We start from the raw sequence: 26,493 nt of genomic DNA, 5'->3' as shown, positions 1-26,493 counted from the left end.
CGAGCGTAGTCCCGCCCGGTGACTCGCGGGAGGGTCCGGTCACGCCGACGGAATCAGCGGAACAAGTGCCGGGACTCGGCTTCGGCAGACCCGGCACGGCCGGCCAGCCTGCTCCAATCCGTCGGCGTGCGGCGGTATCCGTCGCGACGCAGTTCGATCACGGTGGCCACGACGGCCCAGACGATGAGGGCGGAGAGTGCGATGAGGAGTATCATGGCAGAAAACCTACGATCGATGCATATCCGCCACGAGTGGCAGATCTGACGACGCACGTAGGATTTCTGCCAAGGGAGAGTCACGGATGAAGACGGTCGCCTGCGTCGTGCAAGACGGTTTCGCACCATTCGAGTTCGGCGTCGCCTGCGAGGCCTTCGGTCTCGACCGCTCAGGCGACGGCGTGCCCAACTTCGACTTCCGCATCGTCGCCCCTCGGCCGGGCGTCGTGACGTCGAAGCTGGGATTCTCGATCAACGTCGATCACGACCTCTCTTTCGCCTACGAGGCCGATCTGGTGGTGTTCTGCCCGGTGCCGCGGCAGTACTGGGCACGGATCGACCCCCTGCTGCTCGACGTGGCGCGCGACGCCGTCGACCGCGGGGCCTGGCTCATGAGCGTGTGCAGCGGATCGTTCATCCTCGCCGCTGCGGGAGTGCTCGACGGACGCAGGGCGACCACGCACTGGATGTACTCCGACGAGCTCGCCCGCATGTATCCCGAGATCGAGGTCGACCCCGACGTGCTGTTCGTGCAGGACGGCCGCATCATCACGAGCGCCGGCACCGCCGCCGGCATCGACGCCTGTCTGCACCTGCTGCGTCAGGAACTCGGCGCCGACCTGACCAACCGCATCGCGCGGCGCATGGTCGTGCCCCCGCAGCGCGACGGCGGGCAGGCGCAGTTCATCGATCGACCCATCCCGGTCGTGCCCAGCGACTCGCTCGCGGCGGTCGCCGACTGGGCGGTCGAGCACCTGCGCGACGACCTCGCGGTCGAGCGCCTCGCCGCACGGGCGCTGATGTCGCCGCGCACCTTCGCCCGTCGTTTCAAGGCCGAGTACGGTGCCACTCCCGCCGCCTGGCTCGCGCGTCAGCGCATCATCCACGCGCAGCGGATGCTGGAGCGCACCGATCTGCCCCTCGATCAGATCGCCGACGAGTGCGGCTTCGGGTCGGCCGCCGTGCTGCGCCAGAACTTCTCGCGTGTTCTGGGGCTGACACCGACCGCCTATCGCACCCGGTTCTCCTGCGCCGCGGACTCCGCCGCCTGACAGGCTCCGCCGTCTGGCAGGTTCCGCCGGTCAGGCAGGCCACCGCGCAGGCGCCGGAAGGGCGACGTCGCGCACCTCGACCGTGCGACCACTCACCGTCGCCACGGCGTACAGCAGCGACTGCGTGGGGTAGCCGTGCGGCCGGTTGTCGCGGATGATCGCCCGATCGTCGTCGGGAGACAGCCGGGTCGAGGCGCCCAGCAGCGCCACCCAGTCGGCCGCCCAGTCGGTGCTCGCCGCCGCCGGCCCCAGGGCCCGGAACTCCGGCAGCCACGCGGCGATCCGCGGCGTCGCGGCATCGTCGAGGTCGTCGTGCGCGATCATGTGGGTACCCGGCCCGACCGGCGTCTCGCGGAGAACGGCGCCGTCCCACGACAGCACGCGCGCTCCCTCGGGGCCGACCTCGAGCAGGTTGAAGCCGTGCATGGGCAGCGGGGCCTCGGGCGAGCGTCCGGCCACCGATTCCAGGGCGAGTGTCCCGCGCGACACCGCCCGACCGCTCGGCAGGTCACCGACATCGGCCCGGTTGAGCAGCACCGCGAGCCGACCTTCGGCCGGAGCGGCCGCGAGCCAGGCGCCGCCGGCTCGTCGATCGCGGATGCCGATCACTCCCGCGTACTCCTCCGGCCACCACGGTCCGAGCGCATCCCACTCGCGCAGCGGATCCTCGTCGCGCACGGCGAGGAGGCGAGCGGATCCGGCATCCTCGACGTCGATCACCACGGTGCACACGGTGGTCAGTCTAGATCGCCGCACGGACGCCGGCCCCGGGCGAGCGGGTGTGCGGCAGAATCGGAACGTGAACATCGTCGTCGGAGTCACGGGCGGCATCGCCGCGTACAAGACGGTGCACCTGGTGCGCCTGCTCACGAAGGGCGGGCACGACGTCACCGTCGTGCCCACCGACGACGCTCTGCGCTTCGTCGGCCTTCCCACCTGGGAGGCCGTCAGTCGCCACCCGGTCACGACGAGCGTGCACGACGACGTCGCGCGGGTGCGGCACGTCGCCCTCGGGCAGGCGGCCGAGCTCATCATCGTGGCGCCCGCGACGGCGAACTCGATCGCGAAGATGGCCGCCGGCCTCGCCGACGACCTGCTCGGCACGACCCTCCTCGCGACCGAGGCGCCCGTGCTCGTCGCACCCGCCATGCACGCCGAGATGTGGCGGCACCCGGCGACGCAGGCGAACATCGCGACCCTGCGCGACCGCGGCGTGCAGGTCGTCGGTCCGGCCGACGGCGAGCTCGCCGGCGGCGACAGCGGTCCGGGGCGCATGTCGGAGCCCGAGGAGATCGCGCAGGCCGCGCAGGCGCTGCTGTCGCCGGGCGATCTCTCCGGCCTCCGGGTCGTGGTCTCGGCCGGCGGCACCCGCGAGCCCATCGATCCGGTGCGCTTCCTGGGCAACCGCTCCAGCGGTCGACAGGGCACAGCGCTCGCCGCGGAGGCGGCCGCCCGAGGGGCCGCCGTGACGCTCGTCGCCGCGAACGTGTCGGGCGACGTGCTCGCCGCGGCGCGGCATCCGTCGATCCGGATCGTGAAGGTCGGCACCGCCCAGGAGCTCGGCCAGGCGATGACGGATGCGGCGGCATCGACCGACATCGTGGTCATGGCCGCCGCGGTGGCGGACTACCGGCCGGTCACGACCTCGGACCGCAAGCTGACGAAGGACGTCGGCGGGCTCGCCGGGATCGAGCTGATCGAGAACCCCGACATCGTCGCGGCGCTGGCGCGGGGCCGTCGTCCGGGTCAGATCATCGTGGCCTTCGCCGCCGAGACCCCGGAAGACCAGGCAGAGATGCTCGAGCGTGCGCGCGGCAAGCGCGAGAGGAAAGGCGTCGACCTCCTCGTCGTGAACGAGGTCGGCTGGGATCGCGGGTTCGAGAGCACGCAGAACGCCGTGCACGTCGTGGGAGCGGAGGGCGCCGTCGTGGCCACCGCGTCGGGCTCGAAGGCGGCCGTGGCGGGCGCCATCTGGACGGCGATCCGTCGCTTGAGGTAAACTTGAGTCCAGACCACTCAACTTTACTCATCGCACGATGAGAACGGTGACCCGAAGGAGTCTCCTCAGGAGGAACACATGACCACCCCGCAGAACGGCCCCCAGAACCAGGAACAGCAGTCCGCCCTCGAGCAGTTCGGCATCAATCTGACTGACCGCGCCCGACAGGGCAAGCTCGACCCCGTCATCGGACGAGACAGCGAGATCCGGCGGGTCAGCCAGGTGCTCACCCGCCGCACCAAGAACAACCCGGTTCTGATCGGCGAGCCCGGCGTGGGCAAGACCGCCGTCGTCGAAGGCCTCGCCCAGCGCATCGTCGCGGGTGACGTCGCCGAGTCGCTCAAGGGCAAGGAGCTCGTGACGCTCGACATCTCGGCGCTCGTGGCCGGCGCGATGTACCGCGGGCAGTTCGAAGAGCGTCTCAAGCAGGTCCTCAAGGAGATCACCGAGTCCGACGGGCAGGTCATCACGTTCATCGACGAGCTGCACGTGCTGATGGGCGCGGGCGGCGGCGAGGGCTCGGTGGCGGCATCCAACATGCTCAAGCCGATGCTCGCGCGCGGCGAGCTGCGTCTGATCGGGGCGACCACGCTCAACGAGTACCGCGAGTTCATCGAGAAGGATGCCGCGCTCGAGCGCCGCTTCCAGCAGGTGTACGTCGGCGAGCCGTCGGTGGAGGACACCATCGCGATCCTGCGCGGACTCAAGGGGCGCTACGAAGCGCACCACGGCGTCACCATCGCCGACAGCGCGCTCGTCGCCGCCGCCGCGCTGTCGAACCGCTATCTGCCGTCGCGCCAGCTGCCCGACAAGGCGATCGACCTCATCGACGAGGCGATGTCGCGTCTGAAGATGGAGATCGACTCGTCACCGGTCGAGATCGACCAGCTCAAGCGCCAGGTCGACCGGATGAAGCTCGAGGAGTTGGCCCTCAAGAAGGAGAAGGACGCCGCCTCGAAGGAGCGCCTCAGCACCCTGCGCGAGCAGCTCACCGACCTCGAGAGGGAACTGGCCGAGCTGGAGGCCCGCTGGGCGCGCGAGCGCCAGGGCCTCAACCGGGTCGGCGACCTGAAGAAGCAGCTCGACGACGCCGTCACGCAGCGCGACCTCGCCATGCGCGAGGCCGATTACACGAAGGCCTCGAAGCTCGAGTACGAGACGATCAAGCGCCTCGAGCGCGACATCGCGGAGGCGGAGCAGGCGGAGGCGGCGACGTCGACCGAGGGGCGGATGGTCAACGAGCAGGTCTCCGACGAAGACATCGCGGGCGTCATCGCGGCATGGACCGGCATCCCCGTCGGCCGTCTGCTGCAGGGCGAGAGCGAGAAGCTCCTGCACCTCGAGAACGAGCTCGGTCGCCGTCTGATCGGCCAGAAGGATGCCGTCGCCGCCGTGTCGGACGCGGTCCGGCGCTCGCGCGCGGGCATCAGCGACCCCGGTCGTCCGACCGGATCGTTCCTGTTCCTCGGTCCGACCGGCGTGGGCAAGACCGAGCTCGCGAAGGCGCTCGCCGCGTTCCTCTTCGACGACGAGCACGCCATGGTGCGCATCGACATGTCGGAGTACGGCGAGAAGCACTCCGTCTCGCGGCTCGTCGGCGCCCCTCCCGGCTACGTCGGATACGAGCAGGGCGGCCAGCTCACCGAGGCCGTGCGCCGCCGGCCGTACAGCGTGATCCTTCTCGACGAGGTCGAGAAGGCGCACCCCGAGGTGTTCGACGTGCTGCTGCAGGTGCTCGACGACGGTCGGCTGACCGACGGCCAGGGTCGCACGGTCGACTTCTCGAACGTCATCCTGATCCTGACCTCGAATCTCGGCTCGCCGATCCTGATCGACCCGATCCTGTCGCCGGAGGAGAAGCGCGAGCAGGTGATGGCGCTGGTGCGACAGGCGTTCCGGCCCGAGTTCCTGAATCGTCTCGACGACATCGTGATGTTCTCGGCGCTGACGGAAGACGATCTCGCGCAGATCGTCGAGTTGTCGATCGACCAGCTGCACTCGCGTCTGCACGATCGTCGCCTGACCCTCGCGGTCACGCCGGACGCCCGGTCGTGGCTGGCCGAGCGCGGCTACGATCCGATGTTCGGTGCGCGCCCTCTGCGCCGCCTCATCCAGACGGAGGTGCAGAACAAGCTGGCGACCGCGCTGCTGTCAGGAGGCGTGCACGACGGCGACACCGTGCGCGTCGACGTCGGCGCCGACGGCACCGGGCTGGTCCTGACCAGCGGCTGAGCGCGCGGGGGGTCGCGGCGGCGCGGAATGCCGATATTCCTGTCCCACCGCGGGTGGACGCCGTGGTCGACAGGCTCGAACCGGAGGTGGATGTGCGCCGCGGGCGGCGCCGCCGAGGATGGGGTGGCCGTCTGGCGCGCCGTCACGGCGCGGCGGCATCCGCACCCGCTCTTCGACCTCAGGAGAACCCATGTCGCCCCGTGTCACGCCCCGTCTCTGGATGGCGCTCCCCGCCGTCGTCCTGACGCTCGTCCTGAGCATCCTGGTCGGTCCCGCGATCGCCGACGTGGTCGTGCCCGGAGACGACCTCGCGCTGTACGCGGCCGTCGTCATCGGCGTCATCCTCGTCGTCGCGCTCCCCGCCCTCTGGGCGCTGGGCTGGCTGCGCGCGGTCTTCTTCGAGCGCGAGCGGGTGCGCGCCCTCGTGCCGACGCTGCTGGCCTTCGGACCGTTGCTCTATATCGGCTACTGCATCGTCACCGCGAAGTGGGACGTCATCCCGCTCGAGACCACGCTCACGGCGCTCATCCTCGCGGCCGTCGCGGGCATCGGCGAAGAGCTGACCTTCCGCGGTGTCGCGGTCGTGACGCTGCGGGCCCGCCTCTCGGAAGTGTGGGTCGCCGTCCTGCCCGCCCTGACCTTCGGCCTCGTCCACCTCATGAACCTGGGTGGCGAGCTGCCGACGGCCGAAGTGCTCTATCAGGTCGTCTACGCCATCCTGTTCGGCTTCGCCGCCTATGCGCTGCGCCGGGTCACGGGCGGCCTGCTGATCCCGATCATCATCCACACCTTCAACAACGCGTTCGAGAACATCGCCGATGCGACCGGAGGCGGCCCGATCGCGGTGCTGGTCGACGGCGCAGCGCTCCCCGACATCCTCTTCATCGGCGGCCTCGTTCTCGGCACCGTCTCGATGGTCCTCATCCTGCAGAAGGGGGCGAGGGGCCCTCTGGCAGGAGAGAAGCGCCTTCGCCGGAGCTGAAGACCGGCTTCGCGGGCACCTCGCCTCAGCGGCCTGCCAACCGGAGCAGGCGCCGCCGGACCACGCCGGCGCGGCGTCTCAGCCGCACCCGCAGGGGCTTGTCGCGGGCAGCCTCGAGCAGCTTGGCGTCGTAGGCCGCCCGCAGCTCGCGGGACCAGCGCCGCACCACAGTGCGGTCGGAGAACTCCGCCGCCCGCGCCATCGCGCGTGCGCGCATCGCTGCGACCTTCGCCTGCGGCATCGTCTGCAGCTCGAGGATGCGACGGGTCAGGGCCGCGATGTCGCCCTCCGGGACGACGAATCCGTCGACGCCGTCGCGGATCATGTCGGCGGGTCCGTAGCGGATGTCGTAGGCGATGGGGATGCATCCCGCCGCCATGCTCTCGACCAGGACGAGGGGGAGACCCTCGGAGGTCGAGGTGAGGAGGCTGAACCCGGCGCTGCGGAACGATGAGCGCGCGCCGGGATCGTACCCACGCAGCCGGACGTGATCATCGGCATCGAGACGGCGGATGCGCCGACGGATCACGTCTTCGCGCGGCCCCTCGCCGAAGATGTCGAGGTGCACGCGCGGATCGGCGGCGTGCGCGGCCGCGATCGCTTCGACCGCGTGCGTGAGACGCTTGCGGGAGTGCAGCGACGCGACCACGACGCCGTGCGCGGCGTCGTGGCGCGACGGCCCATCGGCCTCGATCTCGACCTCGTTCGGGATCGTGCGCACGCGAGCCCGCACGCCGATCGCCGCCAGGTCGTCGACGAGATCGTCGCGCTGCCGCGGCGTGAGCACGACGATCGCGTCGAAGTCGGCCGCCCGTCGCAGCACGGACTCGCGGGAAGCGCGGAAGGTTCCCGCCTGCCCGCCGCGGCGGTGCGAGGCGTGGACGATGTGGATGCAGGTGACATGCTCCCGGCGGTACCCGGCCACCGATCGCGCCGCGGTCTTCGAGTCGACGAGCAGGAAGCTCGGCTTGCCGGCCGTCAGACGATCGAACCACCAGCGGTACAGGCCCCAGCTCGTCCGGAACGAGCGGATCGCGCGACCGTCGTCGGCGTGGACGACGATCTTGCGCTCGGCGCCCGGGCGCTCGGTGGCGAGCAGCGAACCGTCACGACGGAACCGGTCGACGGCGACGATTCGGCCGTCGTCGCCGTAGCGGGTGCGGCTCAGCACCGTCCCCGCCGCCGACTCCACCCTGTCGCCCTCCTGCGGCTCCAGCAGCTCGACGGGCGTCGGCTCGGGCCCCCGCGTCGCCGGCACCCGCTCGCGCAGCTCGTCCCACAGGTTGCGGATCCGAACCCCGTCGATCAGCTCCCCCGATGAGCGCAGCCGGGCCGAGAGCTCGGGGTAGTCGGGCCGATCGTCGAGGGTGAGGATGTCGACATCGACCCCGCCCAGGCGACGGAAGCTGCGCGAGCGCTGCAGCAGAGCGCCCGTCATGCCACCGGGCTGGTCGGCCAGACCCCAGGTGAGGGCGAAGTGGCGTGCGGACGGGAGGCGGAGTGGGGAACGGAGCATGGTCAGGCGCGCAGCGCCTCTCCGAGCTTCACGCGCGACCCCATCCGCAGCAGCGAGTTCTCGTAGATCTTCGCGCCGATCGCGATCGCGGCCACGCAGCTCGCGAGCAGGATCACGAGGCTCAGCAGCGGCTCCCACCACTGCGCCTCTCCGACGAACAGCCGCATGGGCATGCCCACGGGCGCGGAGAACGGCACGTACGACATGATCGTCAGCACCAGCGGATTGTCGTTGAAGAGGATGACGAGCACGTACGGCGCCATGATCAGCATGGTGATCGGGGTGGTCGTCGAGCCGATGTCCTCCTGCCGCGAGACCATCGACGCCGCCGCCGCGAAGAGGGCGGCGAGCAGGATGAACCCGAACAGGAAGAACACCGCGAACCACAGGATGGGCGCGCCGAGCGTCGAGAGCACCTCGCGCTGCCCCGTCACGATCAGACCGACCGTGGCGATCGCAGCCAGAGCGACGATCTGCCCCATCGCCAGAACCGTGTTGCCGATCACCTTGCCGGCGAGCAGCGTGCGCGCAGGGATCGCCGAGAGCAGCACCTCCACCACGCGGGTCTGCTTCTCTTCGACGACGCTCTGCGCGATCGTGCCGCCGAAGGTCGCCGCAGCGCCCATGAAGACGATGCCGAACGCGATCGCGATGAAGTAGCGCAGCAGCGGGTTCGTCGTCGCCGGTTCGAGGATCTGCACCTCGGGCGCCTGCGACAGCGCGGTCACGAGCGAGCCGGGCGCGTCCTTCAGGGCGACGACGGTCACGCCGGTCGGGCCATCGCCGGGAAGCACCGCTGCGTCGACCTTCTCGGATCGGACCAGGTCCTCGGCCTCATCGGCGCTCGACACCTCGGTCACCTTCATGTTCGGCAGTGCCGACACCGCGGCGGCGGTCTCGGAGGTCACGGCCACGGGCATCGTCTCGCTGGCCGCGTTCTTGCTGGCGAAGCCGCCGATGATGATGCCCGCCAGCGCGAGGAGCAGAAGGATGCCGGTGGAGATGAGGAACGTCTTGCTGCGCAGCTTCGAGCCGATCTCGCGCTCGGCGACCAGCCAGATGCCGTTCGGCGCCTGGGGGGCGCGGGAGTCGGAGGTGCCGGCGTTCGTCGACCGGGTCGCGCGGGTGGGCGTGCTCACTGGATGACCTCCTTGAAGATCTGCGCGAGAGAGGGATGCTGGGGGGAGAAGCTCGCGACGTCGCCGCGGCCGACCGCCGCGCGCAGGACGCGCTGGGCGGTCTCGGGGCCGTCGGTGTCGAAGAGGGCGTACCCGCCTTCGAAGTCGACCACGGTGACGCCGGGTTCGGTGCGCAGCCAGCCGGCGTCGCCCGCCGACACCAGCTCGTATCGGCTTCCGGCGTGCTCTGCGCGCAGCGCGTCGCGCGAACCGGCCGCGCGGATCGTTCCGCCGGCGAGAATGACGAGGTCGTCGCAGAGTCGTTCGACGACGTCGAGCTGGTGGGAGGAGAAGAGGATGGCGGCGCCCCTCGCGGCCGACGCCTGCAGAACCCCGGCGACCACGTCGACAGCCAGGGGGTCGAGACCGGAGAACGGCTCGTCGAGGATGAGCACCTCGGGGTCGTGCACGAGCGAGGCGGCGATCTGCGCGCGCTGCTGGTTTCCGAGCGAGAGCGATTCGATGGTGTCGTCCAGCCGTTCGCCCAGCCCCAGTTCGGTGAGCAGCGCGGTCGCGCGTTCGGTGGCATCCGCCTTGCCGAATCCGTGCAGTCGCGCGAGATAGACGATCTGCTCGAGCACCTTCATCTTCGGGTAGAGGCCCCGCTCCTCCGGCATGTAGCCGAAACGTCGCCGGTCGGCGGTGTCGAGCGGCGTGCCGTTCAGATCGACCCGTCCGCCGTCCGACGACAGCAGGCCGAGGATGATGCGCATGGTCGTTGTCTTGCCCGCGCCGTTGCCGCCGACGAAGCCGGTCAGCCGTCCCGGGGACACCCGGAAGGAGATGTCGTCGAGCACGAGCCGAGAGCCGTAGCTCTTGGTGATGCCGGTGAGTTCGAGTCGTCCTGTTCCCATGGTTCCCACGCTAGGGAGTGGGCCGCCGCCCCGGCATCCCCCGCACGGGGGATCCTGGCCACTCCGTCCCACGGCGGATCCCGGGTTCAGCGCCTGCCGGCGTGCAGCACCGCGCGCACGGCGAGGCCGCCGACGAGGGCCCAGAACGCGGCGCTGACGCCGACGACGGAGATCCCGGATGCCGCGACGAGGAAGGTGACCACGGCGGGGATCCGCTCGCCCGGATCGTCGATCGCCTGCTGCACGGACGAGCCGAACGCGGCGAACAGCGCGACCCCGGCGACGGCCGGGATGACCGCGTCGGGAGCGAGGCTCACGAGGGCGGCGACCGCGGCGGAGAGGCCGCCGAGGGCGAGGTACGAGGCGCCCGTCGAGACACCCGCGACCCAGCGACGGCCCGGATCGGGGTCGGCGTCGGGCGATGCGGCGAGTGCCGCGCTGATGGCGGCGAGATTGATCGCGTGGCCACCTGCCGGTGCACCGAGTGCCGTGCCCAGCCCGGTCACGAGCATGGCCGGGCGCCACGGCACCTCGTAGCCGAAGCTGCGCATGATCGCGATTCCCGGCACGTTCTGCGAGGCCATCGTCACGATGAACAGCGGCAGGGCGAGGCCGACGAAGCCTCCCACGGTGAACACCGGCGCCGTGAGCTCGATCCGCGGCAGCAGGAGGGCCGGGTCGGGGGATGCGCCTTCGCGCACGAGGGCGACGGCGACGACGACCGCAGCCGCGACGAACGCGAGCGGCACGGCCCAGCGAGGGGCGACGCGGGCGAAGACCAACCAGGTCAACACCACGGGTACGACGCCCCACGGGTTCGCGACGATGCCGGTGACGGGCGCGAGGCACAGCGGCAGCAGCACGCCCGCCAGCATGGCCTGCGCGATCGACGGCGGGATGCGGGCGATCAGAGCACCGAGCGCGGGCCACACCGCCGTGAGCAGGATCATGGCGGCCGTGAGGAGGAAGGCGCCCACCGCAGCCGGCCATCCCCCGGCGACGGTGCCGGTGGCGACGAGCAGCGCCGCGCCGGGCGTCGACCACGCGACGGTGATCGGCATCCGGTAGCGCCAGGCGAGCACCGCGCAGGCCAGCCCCATCATCAGGCTGGCGGCCAGCAGGCCGCTCGCCGCCTGCGCGGGCGTCGCACCGACGGCGTCGAGACCCGTGAGAACGACGGCGAACGAGCTGGTGAAGCCGACCAGCGCGGTCACGATCCCCGCCAGGATCGGGCGGGAGAGGGGTACGGCGCCGGGCATAGGTGAGAGGCTATCGCGCGGCGCCGCCCGGGCGTGTGGTCAGGCGAGTCCCAGACGATAGGCCAGCACGACCGCCTGCACCCGGTCGCGGGCGCCGAGCTTCTGCAGGATGCGCGAGACATGGGTCTTCACGGTCGCCTCGCCGATGAACAGCGCGGTCGCGATCTCGGCGTTGCTGCGCGCGTCGGCCAGAAGGGCGAGCACGTCGGCCTCACGTTCGGTGAGCGGCTCCGACAGCTCGGGGCTCGGTGGGCGGCCCGCCGCGGGCGAGGGCGCGGGTGTCGCCGCGGGCGGTCCGGCGGGAGCCGCCGTGGGCGAGCCGGCGGCGAAGCGGGCGAGCACCCGGCGTGTCACCTCGGGCGCCAGCATCCCGTCGCCGATCGCCAGTGCGCGCACCGCGGCGATCAGGTCCTCCGCGCCGCCGTTCTTCAGCAGGAAGCCGCTCGCCCCGGCATCCAGCGCCTGATAGAGGTAGTCGTCCTGATCGAACGTCGTGACGATCACCACGGCGGCGCCCACCTCGGGGTCGGCGACGATGAGTCGCGTGGCCTCGATACCGTCCATGTCGGGCATCTGCACGTCCATCGTGATCACGTCGGGCCGGAGCGCGGAGGCCTTCGCCACCGCATCCGCTCCCGTCTCGGCCTCGCCGACGACGGTGATGTCGGGCTGGGTGTCGAGGATCGTGCGGAAGCCCGCGCGCAGCATGGCGTGGTCGTCGACGAGCAGGACGCGGATCGGCGAGCCGCTCATCGGCTGCTCCGGGCCGGAGCCGGCAGAGGCACCCGAGCGCGGACCCGCAGGCCGCCGAGCGGGCGCGCGGTCACCTCGAGGGTGCCGCCGGATGCCGTGGCGCGCTCCCGCATGCCGAGTTGGCCGAGTCCGGGCCGCAGCTGCGCGACCGCACGCCCGGTGTTCACGACCTCGACCTCGACGCCGTCATCGTCATAGCGCACGCGTACGTCGGCCGTGGCACCCGACCCGGCATGGCGCCGGGCGTTCGTCAGCGACTCCTGCGCGATGCGGTAGAGATTGACGGCCACGAGGGAGGGCACGGCGACGGGCTCGCCGACCACGGTGTAGGCGGTCGGGAGACCGGCCTCGGTCGACGCCGCGACGAGTTCGGCGATGTCGTCGAGCGTGAGGGTCGACGCGGCGTCCGCCGTCTCGCCGCCCGGCGTGCGCAGCGTCTCCAGCAGCTGGTGCAGCTCGTGGATCGCGTCGCGCGCCGAGTGCTCGATGCCTTCGAGGATGCGCGCCGAGTGCGCCGGGTCGCGGTCGATCACCAGCCGAGCGGCACCCGCCTGCACGCCCATCACCGACACGTGATGGGCGACGACGTCGTGCAGTTCGCGGGCGATGCGCACCCGGTCGAGGGCCACGGCCTGCGCGGCGGTCACCTCGCGCTCGCGCTCGAGGTCGGCGGTGCGCTGCTCGAGCACCGAGCGCTGCGCCGCCGATGACCACGAGCGCTCGCCGAAGTAGTAGGCGCCGCCGAAGTAGAGGGCGTTCAGGAGGATCTGGATGAGCATGAAGGCGATGTACGGCGAGAAGGCCCCTGCTGCGACATCGGCCTCCTCGGCCTGGGTGACCGCCTCGAAGTACATGGTGACGAGGAGCCAGGCGAACATGCCGACGATGATCGCCACGCGGATGATCACGGCGCGCCGGCGATCGTTCATCCATGCGCCGACGGAGTAGAGGGCGATGAACATCGAGATGTTGCCCACGTAGATCTCGGGCACCTTCACCGTGACGGCGGTGAAGTAGGCCAGCGAGACGACGACGGCGACGACGCCCGGCCAGCGACGGCGGAATGCCAGCGGGCCGGTCGCGAACACGGCGTAGACGAGGGCGGTCCAGAGGTCGGCCTGCTGGTCGCCGTAGATCTCGGCGACCGACGAGAGCCCGGCGCTCAGGATGGCGCCGACGAACAGCACCAGCGCGAGGACGAGATCGCTGCGGCGCTCGCGCTCGTCCGGGGTGCGGGTGAACGGGACGGCGGGCATCCTCCCACCGTAGGAGAAGGGCGGATGCCGCGGCATCCCCCGCACGGCGGATCGTCGCTCTTGACACGCACGCGAGCGTTCTACAGGATGCCAGCATCCCGTCCGCGGATGTCTGCAGAAGGAGCACTGTCGTGAGCACGTCGCCATCGCCGGATCCCGCATCCGGCCGCATCCTCATCGACCTCTTCATGACGCTCGACGGTGTCGCTCAGGGGCCGGGAGGCGTCGACGAAGACACGTCGGGCGGCTTCCACTTCAGCGGCTGGCAGGCGGGGCACCCGTCATCGGCGGTCGGCCCCGAGGTCGAGAAGGGGATGCAGGGTCTCGACGCGCTGCTGCTCGGCCGACGCACCTACGACATCTTCGCCGCGTACTGGCCGCATCACACCGAAGGGGAGTCGGGCGACATCGGGAGACTGTTCAACCGGGTCCCGAAGTACGTCGCGACGCGGGATGCCGGGATGTCGTTGGACTGGGAAGGATCATCGCGGGTGGGCGCCGACCTGGGCGCGGAGATCGCCGACCTGCGCGCGCGTCACCGCGAGGTGCACGTGATCGGCAGCGTCGACCTCGTGCACACGCTGCTCGCCGAGGGGCTCTTCGACGAGCTGAACCTCTGGGTCTACCCGATCCTGCTCGGCTCGGGCAAGAAGGTGTTCGACGACGGTGCGCTGCCCTCGGTGCTCACACTCCTCGAGCCCGCCGCGAGTGACGCCGAGGGTGTCACGCTGCTGCGATACGGGCGCACCGACCGGAAGCCGGAGGTCGGGACCTTCGACGACTGACGCACATCCGGAGGGATCCTGGGTCCCTGAGCCTGTCGAAGTGGGTCCCTGAGCCTGTCGAAGTGGGTCCCTGAGCCTGTCGAAGTGGGTCCCTGAGCCTGTCGAAGTGGGTCTCTGAGCCTGTCGAAGTGGGTCCCTGAGCCTGTCGAAGGGTCAGGAGAAGATCATCGGAAGGTCGTCGTCGTCGGCGCTGCCCGCTCCCAGACGGGCACCGTCGAGGTCGACCACCACGGGGACGTGGTCGCTGGGCTGCTCGCCCTTGCGTTCGTTCCGGTGGATCGACGCGCCCGTGACCGCGTCGGCGAACGTGCGCGACCCGAGGACGAAGTCGATGCGGATGCCCTCGTTGCGCGGGAACTTGAGCCGCTGGTAGTCCCAGTAGGTGTACCCCTCGGGCAGGAGCGGGCGCACCACGTCGGTCACCCCGGCCTCTTCGAGTGCGAAGAACGCGGCGCGCTCCAAGGGTGAGACGTGCGTGGACACGCCCTCGACGATCGCGGGGTCGCCGTTGTCGTGCGGGAACGGGATGATGTTGAAGTCGCCGACGAGCGCCAGCGGCAGGTCGGGGCTCGCCGCCAGTTCGGCGGCCGTCGCCTTCTTCAGCGCGTCGAGCCAGTGCAGCTTGTAGATGTAGTGCGGGTCGTCGAGCGAGCGGCCGTTCGGCACGTACAGGCTCCACACGCGCACACCGTCGACGAGCACGCCGAGGGCACGCGCCTCTTGCGGAGCATCCGGCCCCTCATGCCCTTTCGCGAAGCCCGGCATCCCGTCGAAAGCCGTGCGCACGTCGGTGATCGGGAGGCGGCTGGCGATCGCGACCCCGTTCCACTGATTCAGTCCGTGCACCTCGACGTGGTACCCGGCCTCTTCGAACGGCGCGTAGGGGAACTGCTCGGGCTTGCACTTCACCTCTTGCATCGCCAGAACGTCGATGTCTTCCCGCACGGCGAACTCGACGGTGCGGGCGACGCGAGTGCGGATGGAGTTGACGTTCCAGGTGGCCAAGCGCATGCGTCAAGCCTAGGGCGTGCCTCCTACACTGGATGCCGTGACCGCACTCGACGCAGACCGCCAGACGCTCCTCGACCTCATCACCGACGAGGCGGTGTTCCACGGCGACTTCACCCTCTCCAGCGGCAAGAAGGCGACGTACTACGTCGACATGCGCAGGCTCACCCTCGACCACCGGGCGGCCCCCGCCATCGGTCGCATCATGCTCGACCTCATCTCCGACCTCGACGTCGCGGCGGTCGGCGGGCTCACGCTCGGCGCCGACCCGATCGCGAACTCGGTGCTGCACGCGTCCGTCGCGACCGAACGGCCCCTCGATGCGTTCGTGGTGCGCAAAGAGCCGAAGGACCACGGCCGCGGACGCCAGATCGAGGGCGCCGACGTCGCGGGCAAGCGCGTGGTCGTCGTGGAGGACACGTCGACCACGGGGCAGTCGGCGCTGAAGGCGGTCGAGGCGCTCCGCAAGGAGGGCGCCGAGGTGGTCGCGGTCGCCGTCATCGTCGACCGGAAGACCGGGGCGCAGGCGGCCGTCGAAGCCGAGGGGCTCGAATGGCGCGCGGCCTTCGACCTCGACGATCTCGGGCTCGACCCGCAGTGACCCGCTACGCCCTGGCCGTCGACATCGGCGGCACGAAGATGGAGGCCGCGCTCGTCGCCGAAGACGGCTCGCTGGTCGCGGGCAGCCGCAGCCGGCAGGCGACCGGGCGGGAGGCGACGTTCGACTCGTTGACCTCTTCAGTGCGGGCCGTCGTCGCGCACGCACTCGCGGTGCTGCCCGACGACGGCGAGTTCGTGGGCGCCGGGGTCGGGAGCGCCGGTCCGATCGACCGCGCGGCGGGTGCGATCATGCCGGTGAACATGCCGCTCGCGCGGGGCTTCGGCCTCGCAGCATCCGTGCACTCCGCCGCGTCCGCGATCCGCGGGGTCGACGTGCGCACGGTGCTCGGCCACGACGGCGGCGCCCTGGCGCTCGCCGAAGCGTGGCGAGGTGCGACGCAGGGCGCCGGCGCGTCGCTCTCCATCGTCGTGTCGACCGGCGTGGGCGGCGGCTTCGTCGTGAACGGCGCATACATCCCCGGTGCCACCGGCAACGCCGGCCACCTGGGGCAGGTGCGTCGTGAGGGAGGGCTGACGCTCGAGGAGATCGCTTCGGGCCCGGCGAGCGCGCAGTGGGCGCAGCAGCAGGGGTGGAGCGGATCGACCGGCGAAGACCTCGCCCGCGATGCGGCCGCCGGAGACGCCGTCGCCCGCGCGGCCATCGAGCGCTCGGCGAAGGCCGTGGGCGAGGCGCTGGCGGATGCCGCGACCCTCGTCGATCTCGACATGATCGCCATCGGCGGCGGCTTCTCGAGGGTTTCCGGCGACTACATCGACCTCGTGCAGCAGGCGCTCACCGCGAGTGCCGCCCACGAGTACTCGCGGCGTGCCCGCGTCGTGCGCTCGGGGCTCGGAGACGAAGGGCCGCTGATCGGCGCCGCCGCTCTCGTGCTGCGATAGCGGGAGGAGGGGATGCCGCTCAGCGGGCGGCCAGGACCAGGTGGCGCGGAGGGCCCTCCAGTCGCGCGACGGCGATCTTGACCTCGACGACCTCTCCGGCGAGCGCGTCGATGCGGGCGCCGAGTCTGGCGCCGAGTCTGTGTTCGACCTCGACGACCTCTCCGGCGAGCGCGCCCAGTCTCTGTTCGACCTCGTCGATGCGCGCGCCCAGTCTCTGTTCGATCTCGTCGATGCGCGCGCCCAGTCTGTGTTCGACCTCGTCGAGTCGACGCAGGAACCAGGCGAAGCCGGCGAAGAGCGTCGTCCCGAGCGTGAGCACGACGCCGAGCGCGCTCACGACGATCGCCAGGGTCTCTGCGGACACGAACATGCTCCTATCCTGCGGCCTCGTGTGGGGGATGCACCAGAACTCTAGGCTGATCGACCGATATAACGGTTGATCAGGGCTTCCACGGACCGGAGATTGTGCAGAACCTCGCTGCGCAGCTGGTTGTGCAGAGAGGGTCGGGGCCCCCGTCCCTTCCGCCGACGTCAGGCCCCGTACGCTCGAATCATCGACGGAAGGACCTCCATGCGCGTACTCGGACTGCTCTCCGGCACCTCTCACGACGGAATCGACGCGGTCGTGGTCGACTTCGTCGAGCAGGACGGCGCCGTTCGCGGCACGGTGCTCCACGAGTCCGGCGCCCCCTACGCTCCTGAGCTTCGCGCACGTCTCGTCGACGCTCTGCCTCCCGCCTCGACCACGCTCGCGGAGATCTGCGAGCTCGGCACCCTGATCGGTCAGGCCTTCGCCGCCGTCGCGACGACTGCCGCGGCCACGGTCGGCGGCGTCGACGCGGTCTGCACGCACGGTCAGACGGTCTATCACTGGATCGACGGGGGCCGCGCCCGCGGCACCCTCCAGATCGGGCAGCCCGCGTGGATCGCCGAAGCCGTCGGCGTGCCCGTGGTGTCGGACGTGCGCATCCGCGACATCACCGCCGGCGGCCACGGCGCTCCGCTCGTGTCGTTCCTCGACGAGCTGCTGCTGCGCGGCCGTCCGGGGATCTCCGGAGCGCTCAATCTCGGGGGCATCGCCAACCTCACCGTGGTCGGTGAGTCGGTCACGGCATACGACATCGGCCCGGCGAACGCGCTGATCGACGCGGTCGTCGTCGCCGAGCGCCTCCACCCCGCAGGCTACGACGTCGACGCGGCCGTCGCGCGCTCGGGCGCCGTCGACCACGAGCTGCTGCGGGCGCTCCTCGACGACCCGTACTACGCCCTGCCGGTGCCGCGCAGCACGGGCAAGGAGCACTTCCACCTCGACTACGTGCGCGGGCACCTCGCCGGACGCGACGTCTCGATCCCCGACGTGGTGCGCACGCTCACCGAGCTCACGGTGCAGACCGTCGCGCGCGACATCGACGCCCGCGGAGTGGACTTCCTCGCGGTGTCGGGCGGCGGGTGTCACAACCCGCTGATCATGGACGGGCTGCGCACGGCACTCCCGCGCGTCGAGATCGTTTCCTCCGACGGACTCGGCGCGTCCGTCGACGGCAAGGAGGCCATCCTGTTCGCGTTGATCGGCTGGTGCACCCTGCACGGCGTCGCCGCAGTACTGCCCGGAGCGACCGGCGCCCGCGAGCCGCGCATCCTCGGGTCGATCACCCCGGGCGCGGGCCCGCTCCGCCTGCCCGAGCCGGTCGCCGCGATCACGAGCCTCGAACTGCGCTGATCCGCGACGTCACCTCTTCGGATCGTCGTCCCAGGGGCCCTCCCACCAGCCGCCGCGGTCCTCGTCGGTCCCGCCGCGATGCGAGCGCACGAACTGCACGACGAACACGATCAGCGAGCTGAGGAGGATCAGGAACACCACCAGGAACAGCACGTCGGTCTGGCTCATGGGCGCTTCCCCTCCGCGGCATCCGTCACGATCTTCGCGATGCGCGCCGATCTCGTCTCCGGTCGCTTCGCCATCGCGATGTGCGTGAGTGCGAACTTCTTCACCGACTTCGGGAAGGCGTCCCAGTTCGCCCGGGCGGCGGGGAGGGCGTCGAGGGCCGAGCGGAGCTCCTCGGGCTCGACACCCGCCTCGGGTCCGTCGAGCAGGGTCCACGATCCGTCGGCCTTCGCGACCTCGATCACGCGGATGCCGGCCGGCGCGAGCAGCCCCTGCCCCTCGAGCTCGACGATGCGCGCCTTGTTGGTGGCCGCCCATCCGCTCCCCGGGCGCCGGGGCGAGAACCACTGCCCCACGGTCCCGTCGTCGAACGTGCGCACGGGCCCGTCGATCCATCCGAAGCAGAGGGCCTGACGCACGGCATCCTCGTAGCCGACCCCCTCTGCGCCGCCTCCCCGGACGCTCAGCAGCCAGACGCCGCCGATGCGTCGGTGGTTGTCGTGGAGCCAGGCCCGCCAGGTCTCTGCGTCGGCCGCTCTGATCCGCTCCCCGTCATCGAGCGCGCCCATCCGTCATCGCCCCGTCGTGACCGTCGGGATGGTGTCGGTGATGCGCGGGAGGAGATCGGCCACCGACTGCACGATCTCGTCGGGCCGGAAGGGGTACTTCTCGATCTCGACCTGGTCGCTGATGCCGGTGAGCACGAGCACGGTGTGAAGGCCCGCCTCGATGCCCGCCACGACATCGGTGTCCATGCGGTCGCCGATCATGCCCGTGCGCTTCGAGTGCGCGCCGATCTTGTTGAGCGCGGAACGGAACATCATCGGGTTCGGCTTGCCGACGACGTACGGCTGCTTGCCGGTCGCCTTCGTGATGAGCGCGGCGATCGCGCCCGTCGCGGGCAGGGGGCCGTCGACGCTCGGCCCGGTGGCGTCGGGATTCGTGACGATGAAGCGCGCTCCGCCCCCGATCAGCCGGATCGCCTTCGTGATCGCCTCGAACGAGTAGTTGCGTGTCTCGCCGACGACCACGAAGTCGGGATTCGTCTCGGTCATGATGAAGCCGGCGTCGTGCAGAGCCGTGAGGATCCCGGCCTCGCCGATGACGAACGCCGAGCCGCCCGGAAGCTGCTGCTGCAGGAACGACGCGGTCGCGAGCGCCGACGTCCAGATGCGTTCCTCCGGGACGTTCAGGCCACTCGTGCGCAGACGTGCCGACAGGTCACGAGCGGTGAAGATCGAGTTGTTGGTCAGCACCAGGTACGGCGTGCCGGCGCTCTCCCACCCGGCCAGCAGTTCCGCCGCACCGGGGATGGCGTCGTTCTCGTGGACGAGCACGCCGTCCATGTCGGTGAGCCAGCATTCGATGTCGTCTCGTTGTGCCATGTGCACAGCCTAGGCGGACGAGGTTTCCGTTCGGCTCGCCGAGTGCGGAACGGGAAGGCGGTCAGGCCGTGATCCACACGGCGTCGGCGGCTCCGTCGACGGCGATCTCCCGCCCTCCGATCGAGATGCCGCGCTCGAGCACCCGCAGCTCCGCGCCGACGGTGAGTCCGGCGGCCTCGAGCGCGCGCAGCAGCTCGGGATCGCGGTCGTCGACGCGCAGCACCCGGGCCGCGTGCCCGGTGGGCGCATCGGCGAGCAGCACGAACGGCTCGCGGTCCACCGTGCCCGCAGCATCCGGGATCGCGTCGCCGTGCGGATCGAACCGCGGGCGGCCGAGCCGCGCGTCGATCCCCTCCAGCAGTCGATCGCTGATCGTGTGCTCGAGCACTTCCGCCTCGTCGTGCACCTCGTCCCAGCGGTAGCCGAACTCCTGCACGAGCCAGGTCTCGATCAGCCGGTGACGCCGCACCATCATGAGCGCCCGCTGCGTTCCGGCATCCGTCAGTCGCACGGCGCCGTACGGCACGTGCGAGACGAGTCCCGCCGCCGCCAGCTTCTTGACCATCTCGGTGACCGAAGAGGGAGCGATCCCGAGCTTCGCGGCGAGCACCGAGGGGGTGATGGGGGCGTCCTGCCACTCGGTGTGGGCGTAGACCGTCTTCAGATAATCGTCTGCTGCCGGGGATGCCACCGGGCCAGTCTAGATCAGGGGTTGGCGACGGCCACGAGGAGGCCGAAGGCGACCTGGCCCGCGAAGAACACCACGAGGAACCCGAGCAGGGCCGCGGCGAGAGACAGGCGTCCGTCGAAACCGGGCACGTCGGCGATGCCGATCCTGCGGGCGCGGAAGGCGAGCACGAGCGTGGCGATGCCGAGGGCGAGCTGAACCCACGGGCCGCCGACGGGCAGCACCTTCGGGAACGCGATGAGGACACCGCCGATCACGCCGGTCGCGAAGCCCGTCCAGGTGAGGATGCGGACCGTGCGTCGGGCGGTTTCGGCAGACATGCTCCGAGCCTATCCGGGGTCACGCGCCGGTCAGCACCAGCCAGAGCAGGGCCCCGTTGAGCACGATGAGGAGAACGGATGCCACGGCGCCGGCGGTGGTCGTCCAGACCCGGTTTGCCCAGGGGCCGAGCAGGCGCTTCTGCGCGGTGAGCGCGACGAGGGGGATCAGCGCGAACGGGATGCCGAACGAGAGAACGACCTGGCTGAGCACGAGGGCGAGTGTGGGGTCGACGCCGATGCCGAGGATGACGAGCGCCGGGATCAGGGTCACCAGGCGCCGGGCGAGCAGCGGGATGCGCACGTGCAGCAGACCCTGCATGATCTCGGCGCCCGCATAGGCGCCCACCGACGTCGACGCGAGACCGGAGGCGAGCAGTCCCACGGCGAAGAAGGTCGCCACGACCGGACCGAGGCCGTCGGCCAGGGCGGCGTGCGCGCCCTCCAGGGTGTCGGTGCCCTCGACGCCCGCGAGGTTGGCCGCGGCCAGCAGCAGGATGGCGAGGTTGACCGAACCCGCGATGACCATGGCGATCGAGACGTCCCAGCGCGTCGCCGCAAGCAGTCGCCGGATGCGGGCGGCGCCGGTGCGCTCGGCCTCGACGTCGCCGCGCGCACTCGTGGCGCCGAACCGGTCGCGTGCCAGCGAGGAGTGGGCGTAGATGGCGTGCGGCATGATGGTCGCTCCGAGGATGGACGCGGCGAGCAGCACCGACCCGGTCCCCTCGAAACGCGGAACGATGCCGCCGACCACTCCGGCCGGGTCGGGAGGGGCGACGAAGACGCCCGCCACGAAGCCGACGGTGATGATGAGCATGAGGCCGATGATCACGAACTCGAACGGCCGGGCGCCGCGGCGGCTCTGCACCGCGAGCAGGATCATCGACACCGCGCCCGTGATCAGCCCGCCCAGCAGCAGCGGCACGTCGAACAGCAGGTTGAGCGCCACGGCGCCCCCGATGATCTCGGCGAGGTCGGTGGCCATCGCCACGAGCTCGGCCTGCAGCCAGTAGGCACGGCGAGCCCAGGGGCGCCGCAGACGGGTGCCGAGCATTTCGGGGAGGCTCCGGCCGGTGACGACGCCCAGTTTGGCCGAGAGGTACTGGATCAGCCACGCCATCACGTTGCCCGCGAGCACGACCCAGACGAGGAGGTAGCCGTACTGGGCTCCTGCGGTCATGTTGCTCGCGACGTTGCCCGGGTCGAGGTAGGCCACTCCGGCCACGAGGGCGGGGCCGAGCAGCCAGACGATGCGCGGCGGCGCTGTGTGCGCGGGGGGCATCAGTTCGACGGACGAAGTTTTCGGCACACCGAAACCATAGCTCGTTTTCGGCTTGCCTAAAAGTAGTGGCGGGTGTCACTTGTCGGGAGATCGCCCGGATGTCGGGCGGAATCGCCCGTTCCGCCCGACATCCGGGCAGACTCCCGACATCTGCACCGCCGGATAGCCTGGCGGGATGGATGAGCAGACGCCAGAGCCGGATGCTGCGCCGGATGCTGCGCCCGATGCCGAGCCGGATGCTGCGCCGGATGCCGAGCCGGATGCTGCGCCGGATGCCGAGCCCGCGGCGCACCCGGGGTCGGTCGCGCAACCCGGGTACGGCGTCGGCCCGTGGCCCGGAGGGCCGGACGCCTGGCCCGCAGGGGAGCAGTACGACCGCGAGCTGCTGGCGGCCGGAGACACCCGGAACGTGATCGACCGGTACCGCTACTGGCGGATGGAGGCGATCGTCGCCGATCTCGACACCCGGCGACACCCGTTCCACGTGGCGATCGAGAACTGGCAGCACGACCTGAACATCGGATCGATCGTGCGCAGCGCCAACGCCTTCCTCGCCGACACCGTGCACATCATCGGCCGTCGACGCTGGAACAAGCGCGGAGCCATGGTCACCGACCGCTACCAGCATGTGGTGCATCACGACGACGTCGAGGGCTTCGCCGCCTGGGCCGCGGGGGAGGGACTCCCCGTCATCGCCGTAGACAACGTCGACGGCGCGGTGCCGGTCGATCGCGCAGACCTGCCCCGCTCGTGCGTTCTGCTCTTCGGCCAGGAGGGGCCGGGCCTGTCGGCCGAGGCGCTCGCCGCGGCATCCGCCCACGTCGAGATCACGCAGTACGGTTCGACGCGCTCCATCAACGCCAGCGCGGCGGCGGCCGTGATCATGTACGAGTGGTGCCGCCGGTACGCGCAGTGATCGATCAGGCGGTGGCGGAGAGCCAGCGTCCGGACCGCACGCGCCAGCCCAGCGTGGCGAGGCGGGCCAGCAGGTATACACCGAAGAAGGCGACACCGAGCCACACCAGACCGGCCGCGCCGTCGACGCCGATCGAGGCGATGATCGCGAGCGCGGGAAGGAACGGCACCAGGTTGAGCACTCCGGCGATCGCGAGGTAGCGCGCGTCGTTCGCTCCCATCAGCACGCCGTCGAGCACGAACACCACACCGGCGATCGGCTGAGCGACGGCGAGCACGATCAGCGCCGGCTGCACGAGGGCGGCGATCGCCGGCTCACCCGTGAAGGCGAGACCGAGCACGCCCGAGAGCGCGGCGATCAGAGCGCCGACCACGACGCCGAACCAGGCGCCCCAGGCCACGGTGCGCCCCAGCACGCGCCGCACCTGCTGCTCGTCGCCGGCGCCCAGCTCTTTGCCGATGAGCGCCTGGGCGGCGATCGCGAGCGCGTCGAGAGCGAACGCGGCCGCCGAGAAGATCGTGAAGACGATCTGCCAGCCCGCGAGCTCTTCGGTGCCGATGCCCGTCGCCACGGTCTCAGCGCGGCGGCCTACGAGAAGAACTGGGAGGAGCAGCAGAAGCTCGTGGCCGAGAACCGCGACAAGCTCGAGCGGATTCGCACAGAGGCCGTGGAACGGAAGAAGATGCTGCTCACGATCGTGGCGGAGAACGCGCCGGAAGCCCCGTGACCGCGCCGGCGACGTCCGGGCGGAGGTTGCTCGGGTGCGTGGGCGCTATATATTGCTATGCCGGTTGGTGCTGGTTACCTTCGAGTTGTCGATCACGAAGGTCGATGATATCTGTCACTTACCGGGGGGTAATTGTGGTGCACGTGAACGGGTTGAAGAGAAAGGCGGCGGGTTCTCTCGTCGCGATCGCACTCGCAGGTGCGGGGGTGTTCGCGTTCGCGGGACCGGCGGCGGCAGCGCCGAGCGATTGTGGTGCTGGATACACGTGTAGCTATTCAGGCTACAATTATGGAAATGATGTGTGGCAGCAACCTTCCACGCACAGGTTCCTAAATTGTGTCGACAACATGGCCATCGGATGGCGGACCTACAAGAACGTAGCGTCTTCTGCTTTCAATAATGGTCGACACCAGACCTCCTACTTGTACCGAGGCTCTATCCAGACCGGAGGAAAGCCGCTGGCGCTTCCCAGAGGATCCGGAAGTGCGAATCTGGGGGGCTACAACGACGACATTGAATCGGGGTACTTCAGCGGAACGCTCAATAGCAAGGGAACCGCTCTGTGCCTGTAATTCGGCGACGCAAGCCCGGCGGGTCCTTCGGGCTGGCCGGGCTTGGTCTGCTCCTTGCTGCGATCGCCGTCGGGTGTTCGGCCGCTGCAGTCGAAGAGGACGCCGGTGCCAAGGATCGCGCTACCTGGAAAATGCCGTTGAGTGAGTTCCACGTGTACTCGGTCGAGCTTGACAATTACGCCGAACAATTGTTGATCGCCAATTGTCTCACGTCCCAGGGGCACAAGTGGCCTGTCCCGTGGCAAGACACTGAATATCCCCACCCTGAAGACTTCAACAAACTCGGCGTGCGCCTTTTCAACCTGCAGATCGCAAAGAAGTGGGGCTATCACTTCGCTCGCTTGGAGAATGAGGAAAGTGCGTTGTTGTGGTCGGAATTCGTGTCCACGACGAACGCATATTTCCCGAACCAGGAGCTGGATGATGCGCTTCAAAGTTGCTCGGACGAAGTGCGGAGTCGCGACGAAGATCCGTTCGTCAATTTCGACGGACAGAACTACATATCCGAGTTGTATACGCAGGCGCAGAAAGTCGTCGAGCAGGACGAAGCCGTGCAGAATGCCACTCAAGCATGGCGAGAGTGTCTGGCCCCCCAGGTCGACTTCACGCTCCCGCGTGATCCATGGACTGAGATGCCCCCAAGCTCTGTCGCTCAGGAGTGGGGCGCGATCACGGGTGGGACTCCGGAGCCCTCCGTCGAAGAGATCGCTGCCGCCGTCGCCGACGCGAAATGTCGAGAATCAAGCGACCTGGCCGCTATCACCTACGAGAAGAACTGGGAGGAGCAGCAGAAGCTCGTGGCCGAGAACCGCGACAAGCTCGAGCGGATTCGCGCAGAGGCCGTGGAACGGAAGAAGATGCTGCTCACGATCGTGGCGGAGAACGCGCCGGAAGCCCCGTGACCGCGGCGGGAAAGTCCGGGCGGCCGCGATGGGTCATCGCGATCGCTGCGATCTCGGTCGTCGGCGTCATCGGTGCCGGGTTCTGGTTCGCCACGCAGTTCCAGTCGGCAGCGCAGCGAGAGGCCGATGCGAAGGCGCCCCCGCCCGGCCCGGTGTTGGCCGAGGTCACCCGGGGATCTCTCGCTGCAGAAGTGGAGTTCACCGGTGAGGTCGGACCGTCGACGCAGACTCCGGTGACCGTGATCGCTCCTTCCGATGCCTCCCTCGCCGTCGTCACCGGACGCCCCTTGGAGGTGGGAGCGACGGCGTCAACGGGGCACGTGCTCACCGAGATCAACGGTCGCCCCCTCTTCGGCGTGCAGTCGCCCTTCGCCTTCTATCGCGATATGGGTGTCGGTGACCGCGGTCCCGACATCGCGGCGCTGCAGACCGCCCTCGCGGCGCGCTCCTATCCGGTTGCGGCAGACGGGCGCTTCGGCAGTGAGACCGCCGCCGCTGTCGCGCGCTGGTACCGGGACAGCGGGTACGAGGCGCCCACGCGCAGTGCGACGGTCCCGGCGCCGGATGACACGAAGCCGGACGACGCCGAGGAGGGCGACGGCGCGAAAGAATCCGGCGCGGCACAGCCGACCACGGAAGGCTTCGTTCCGCTCACCGAGATCCAGGCACTCCCCGCGAACACCGTCCAGGTCGTCCAAGGCCTGAAGGTCGGGCAGAGACTGGCCGTCGAGGGGCAACCCGACTTCATCCTCGGGTCGGCGGATCTCGTCGTCACGATCACGGTGCCGGTGAGCGATCTCGGCGAGGTGGTGGCGGGAGATGTGGCGACGATCTCCGTGGATGGTGCCGAGATCGAAGGCGCGGTGGGCGACATCCGTTCATCGAACACCGCAGCAGAATCCGCCGAAGCGGAGAGCTCCGGCGAACAGGAAGCGAGTGCGGCGCCGGAGGTCACCTTCACCGTCCTGCCGAAGACACCGTTGGCGGTCTCGACCGGGCGGGCACGGGTGACCGTGGTCAAGCAAATCGTGGCAGAAGACGCCTTGATCGTTCCTGTTCTCGCGGTGTCGGATCGAGGCCCCGAGAAGAACGTGCTGACGAAGAAGCAGCCGGACGGGACGTTCATCGAGGTCCCCGTCACCGTGCTCGGCACGCTTCAGGGCGAGGTCGCCGTCGAGCCGGTCGACGACGGCGCCCTGGAGTCGGGCGAGCACGTGCGAGTCGGCTGAC

The 26,493-nt window shown here is 70.0% G+C and carries 28 protein-coding genes and 1 pseudogene; 12 read left to right on the top strand and 17 right to left on the bottom strand.

The window, feature by feature from the left end; genetic code table 11:
• Positions 1–53: 53 nt before the first annotated feature.
• A complete protein-coding gene (locus AB3M90_RS09450) occupies positions 54–215 on the bottom strand; it encodes a hypothetical protein (RefSeq protein WP_412951700.1) in 162 nt (53 codons plus the stop codon).
• Between the two features lie 86 nt (positions 216–301).
• On the opposite strand from AB3M90_RS09450, the gene AB3M90_RS09445 reads away from it, so the two are divergent.
• Positions 302–1,267: a GlxA family transcriptional regulator gene (locus AB3M90_RS09445; protein ID WP_412951699.1), complete on the top strand. Its 966-nt coding sequence runs from the start codon at positions 302–304 to the stop codon at positions 1,265–1,267.
• 30 nt (positions 1,268–1,297) lie between these two features.
• Here AB3M90_RS09445 and AB3M90_RS09440 read toward each other — a convergent pair whose 3' ends face one another.
• Positions 1,298–1,999: an NRDE family protein gene (locus AB3M90_RS09440; protein WP_412951698.1), complete on the bottom strand. Its 702-nt coding sequence runs from the start codon at positions 1,997–1,999 to the stop codon at positions 1,298–1,300.
• A gap of 67 nt (positions 2,000–2,066) precedes the next feature.
• Between AB3M90_RS09440 and coaBC the strand changes: the two genes are divergently transcribed.
• From coaBC to AB3M90_RS09425, 3 genes are all read left to right on the top strand, one after another.
• Positions 2,067–3,266 (top strand): bifunctional phosphopantothenoylcysteine decarboxylase/phosphopantothenate--cysteine ligase CoaBC, encoded by a 1,200-nt coding sequence (coaBC, locus tag AB3M90_RS09435; RefSeq protein ID WP_412951697.1) that lies wholly within the window; start codon positions 2,067–2,069, stop codon positions 3,264–3,266.
• Between the two features lie 78 nt (positions 3,267–3,344).
• On the top strand, positions 3,345–5,498 hold the full coding sequence (locus AB3M90_RS09430; RefSeq protein WP_412951696.1) for an ATP-dependent Clp protease ATP-binding subunit: 2,154 nt from the start codon (positions 3,345–3,347) through the stop codon (positions 5,496–5,498).
• Positions 5,499–5,688: 190 nt separating this feature from the next.
• Positions 5,689–6,480, top strand: a complete 792-nt coding sequence (locus AB3M90_RS09425) for a CPBP family intramembrane glutamic endopeptidase (protein ID WP_412951695.1) — start codon at positions 5,689–5,691, stop codon at positions 6,478–6,480.
• A gap of 25 nt (positions 6,481–6,505) precedes the next feature.
• Here the strand turns inward: AB3M90_RS09425 and AB3M90_RS09420 are convergent, their stop codons facing one another.
• From AB3M90_RS09420 to AB3M90_RS09395, 6 genes are all read right to left on the bottom strand, one after another.
• Entirely contained in the window at positions 6,506–7,996 is a 1,491-nt protein-coding gene (locus AB3M90_RS09420) for a glycosyltransferase (protein WP_412951694.1), read from the bottom strand.
• 2 nt (positions 7,997–7,998) lie between these two features.
• Positions 7,999–9,135 (bottom strand): ABC transporter permease, encoded by a 1,137-nt coding sequence (locus tag AB3M90_RS09415; protein ID WP_412951693.1) that lies wholly within the window; start codon positions 9,133–9,135, stop codon positions 7,999–8,001.
• A complete protein-coding gene (locus AB3M90_RS09410) occupies positions 9,132–10,028 on the bottom strand; it encodes an ABC transporter ATP-binding protein (RefSeq protein ID WP_412951692.1) in 897 nt (298 codons plus the stop codon). Before AB3M90_RS09410 ends, AB3M90_RS09415 begins: the two co-directional genes overlap by 4 nt.
• Positions 10,029–10,114: 86 nt before the next feature.
• Positions 10,115–11,287 (bottom strand): benzoate/H(+) symporter BenE family transporter, encoded by a 1,173-nt coding sequence (locus AB3M90_RS09405; RefSeq protein WP_412951691.1) that lies wholly within the window; start codon positions 11,285–11,287, stop codon positions 10,115–10,117.
• A gap of 39 nt (positions 11,288–11,326) precedes the next feature.
• Positions 11,327–12,040, bottom strand: a complete 714-nt coding sequence (locus AB3M90_RS09400) for a response regulator (RefSeq protein WP_412951690.1) — start codon at positions 12,038–12,040, stop codon at positions 11,327–11,329.
• Positions 12,037–13,296: a sensor histidine kinase gene (locus AB3M90_RS09395; RefSeq protein ID WP_412951689.1), complete on the bottom strand. Its 1,260-nt coding sequence runs from the start codon at positions 13,294–13,296 to the stop codon at positions 12,037–12,039. Before AB3M90_RS09395 ends, AB3M90_RS09400 begins: the two co-directional genes overlap by 4 nt.
• 131 nt (positions 13,297–13,427) lie before the next feature.
• On the opposite strand from AB3M90_RS09395, the gene AB3M90_RS09390 reads away from it, so the two are divergent.
• Positions 13,428–14,081 carry a dihydrofolate reductase family protein gene (locus AB3M90_RS09390; protein WP_412951687.1) on the top strand — a complete coding sequence of 218 codons (654 nt, stop codon included), beginning with the start codon at positions 13,428–13,430 and terminating at the stop codon, positions 14,079–14,081.
• Positions 14,082–14,234: 153 nt separating this feature from the next.
• Here the strand turns inward: AB3M90_RS09390 and AB3M90_RS09385 are convergent, their stop codons facing one another.
• On the bottom strand, positions 14,235–15,092 hold the full coding sequence (locus tag AB3M90_RS09385; protein ID WP_412951685.1) for an exodeoxyribonuclease III: 858 nt from the start codon (positions 15,090–15,092) through the stop codon (positions 14,235–14,237).
• A 37-nt stretch (positions 15,093–15,129) separates the two neighbouring features.
• Here AB3M90_RS09385 and pyrE point away from each other — a divergent pair, with 37 nt between their 5' ends.
• Both pyrE and AB3M90_RS09375 read left to right on the top strand, forming a co-directional pair.
• Positions 15,130–15,690, top strand: coding sequence for an orotate phosphoribosyltransferase (gene pyrE / locus AB3M90_RS09380; protein ID WP_412951683.1), 561 nt, complete (start codon positions 15,130–15,132; stop codon positions 15,688–15,690).
• A complete protein-coding gene (locus AB3M90_RS09375) occupies positions 15,687–16,589 on the top strand; it encodes an ROK family protein (protein WP_412951682.1) in 903 nt (300 codons plus the stop codon). The genes pyrE and AB3M90_RS09375 overlap by 4 nt, the downstream gene beginning before the upstream one ends.
• A gap of 19 nt (positions 16,590–16,608) precedes the next feature.
• On the opposite strand, the gene AB3M90_RS09370 is transcribed toward AB3M90_RS09375, so the two are convergent.
• Positions 16,609–16,959, bottom strand: a complete 351-nt coding sequence (locus tag AB3M90_RS09370) for a hypothetical protein (protein ID WP_412951681.1) — start codon at positions 16,957–16,959, stop codon at positions 16,609–16,611.
• Positions 16,960–17,160: 201 nt separating this feature from the next.
• Between AB3M90_RS09370 and AB3M90_RS09365 the strand changes: the two genes are divergently transcribed.
• Positions 17,161–18,309, top strand: a complete 1,149-nt coding sequence (locus tag AB3M90_RS09365) for an anhydro-N-acetylmuramic acid kinase (protein ID WP_412951680.1) — start codon at positions 17,161–17,163, stop codon at positions 18,307–18,309.
• A gap of 9 nt (positions 18,310–18,318) precedes the next feature.
• Here the strand turns inward: AB3M90_RS09365 and AB3M90_RS09360 are convergent, their stop codons facing one another.
• From AB3M90_RS09360 to AB3M90_RS09335, 6 genes are all read right to left on the bottom strand, one after another.
• The gene (locus AB3M90_RS09360; protein WP_412951679.1) at positions 18,319–18,477 is read right to left on the bottom strand and encodes a hypothetical protein; all 159 of its coding nucleotides are present in this window, start codon (positions 18,475–18,477) and stop codon (positions 18,319–18,321) included.
• Positions 18,474–19,043 (bottom strand): YdeI/OmpD-associated family protein, encoded by a 570-nt coding sequence (locus AB3M90_RS09355; protein ID WP_412951677.1) that lies wholly within the window; start codon positions 19,041–19,043, stop codon positions 18,474–18,476. Before AB3M90_RS09355 ends, AB3M90_RS09360 begins: the two co-directional genes overlap by 4 nt.
• A gap of 3 nt (positions 19,044–19,046) precedes the next feature.
• Complete coding sequence (locus tag AB3M90_RS09350) at positions 19,047–19,859, bottom strand: HAD-IIA family hydrolase (RefSeq protein ID WP_412951675.1); 813 nt, start codon at positions 19,857–19,859, stop codon at positions 19,047–19,049.
• A 61-nt stretch (positions 19,860–19,920) separates the two neighbouring features.
• Positions 19,921–20,550, bottom strand: coding sequence for a metal-dependent transcriptional regulator (locus AB3M90_RS09345; protein ID WP_412951674.1), 630 nt, complete (start codon positions 20,548–20,550; stop codon positions 19,921–19,923).
• A gap of 14 nt (positions 20,551–20,564) precedes the next feature.
• Positions 20,565–20,867, bottom strand: a complete 303-nt coding sequence (locus tag AB3M90_RS09340; RefSeq protein ID WP_412951672.1) for a hypothetical protein — start codon at positions 20,865–20,867, stop codon at positions 20,565–20,567.
• 19 nt (positions 20,868–20,886) lie between these two features.
• Positions 20,887–22,146, bottom strand: coding sequence for an Nramp family divalent metal transporter (locus AB3M90_RS09335; protein WP_412951671.1), 1,260 nt, complete (start codon positions 22,144–22,146; stop codon positions 20,887–20,889).
• Positions 22,147–22,321: 175 nt separating this feature from the next.
• On the opposite strand from AB3M90_RS09335, the gene AB3M90_RS09330 reads away from it, so the two are divergent.
• Positions 22,322–23,062 carry a TrmH family RNA methyltransferase gene (locus AB3M90_RS09330; RefSeq protein ID WP_412951670.1) on the top strand — a complete coding sequence of 247 codons (741 nt, stop codon included), beginning with the start codon at positions 22,322–22,324 and terminating at the stop codon, positions 23,060–23,062.
• 4 nt (positions 23,063–23,066) lie between these two features.
• On the opposite strand, the pseudogene AB3M90_RS09325 reads toward AB3M90_RS09330, so the two are convergent.
• Positions 23,067–23,633, bottom strand: a pseudogene (locus tag AB3M90_RS09325) (MATE family efflux transporter); the annotation flags it as partial.
• Between the two features lie 260 nt (positions 23,634–23,893).
• Between AB3M90_RS09325 and AB3M90_RS09320 the strand changes: the two are divergent.
• From AB3M90_RS09320 to AB3M90_RS09310, 3 genes are read left to right on the top strand one after another with little or no spacing between them, the layout of a single operon-like run.
• Positions 23,894–24,361 (top strand): peptidase inhibitor family I36 protein, encoded by a 468-nt coding sequence (locus tag AB3M90_RS09320; RefSeq protein ID WP_412951669.1) that lies wholly within the window; start codon positions 23,894–23,896, stop codon positions 24,359–24,361.
• Positions 24,352–25,263, top strand: coding sequence for a hypothetical protein (locus AB3M90_RS09315; RefSeq protein WP_412951668.1), 912 nt, complete (start codon positions 24,352–24,354; stop codon positions 25,261–25,263). The genes AB3M90_RS09320 and AB3M90_RS09315 overlap by 10 nt, the downstream gene beginning before the upstream one ends.
• Positions 25,260–26,492 carry a peptidoglycan-binding protein gene (locus tag AB3M90_RS09310; RefSeq protein WP_412951667.1) on the top strand — a complete coding sequence of 411 codons (1,233 nt, stop codon included), beginning with the start codon at positions 25,260–25,262 and terminating at the stop codon, positions 26,490–26,492. The genes AB3M90_RS09315 and AB3M90_RS09310 overlap by 4 nt, the downstream gene beginning before the upstream one ends.
• The last annotated feature ends 1 nt before the right edge of the window (position 26,493 follow it).

This window comes from Microbacterium martis, from assembly GCF_047246685.1.
In the GTDB taxonomy this organism is placed as follows: Bacteria; Actinomycetota; Actinomycetes; order Actinomycetales; family Microbacteriaceae; genus Microbacterium.
Note: the sequence above shows the minus strand (reverse complement) of the source record. Positions and strands in the feature narration are given on the sequence as shown.